General features: G+C 68.3%; 1 protein-coding gene. It reads right to left on the reverse strand.

Annotated elements, in window-relative coordinates; genetic code table 11:
• The coding region (locus tag CVH10_RS26300) for a hypothetical protein (protein WP_219925057.1) at positions 1-246 on the reverse strand (246 nt) is incomplete at both ends.

Raw genomic sequence — 246 nt, forward strand, 5'->3', positions numbered from 1 at the left:
GTGATCAGCACCGGCAGTCGCCCGGTCCGGGTATCCGGACCGCCGTCGGTCATCGTCAGCAGTTCATGCGCGAACCACGCCGCCTGGATGACCGGGTCGCCCGACGGATGTTGCGCCGGTATGCCGACAGGGCGTGGAAAGACGATCGTCGCCTCGCTGAGATCGTGCCGTTCGTCTCGCAGCGTCAGCGTTCGGCCGTCGTCCTGCGCGCTGCCGATCAAGTCGACGCGCGTGCGCTCGTTCCGG

Origin of the sequence: Halomonas sp. ND22Bw (assembly GCF_003011945.1) — a bacterium.
In the GTDB taxonomy this organism is placed as follows: domain Bacteria; phylum Pseudomonadota; class Gammaproteobacteria; order Pseudomonadales; family Halomonadaceae; genus Halomonas; species Halomonas halophila.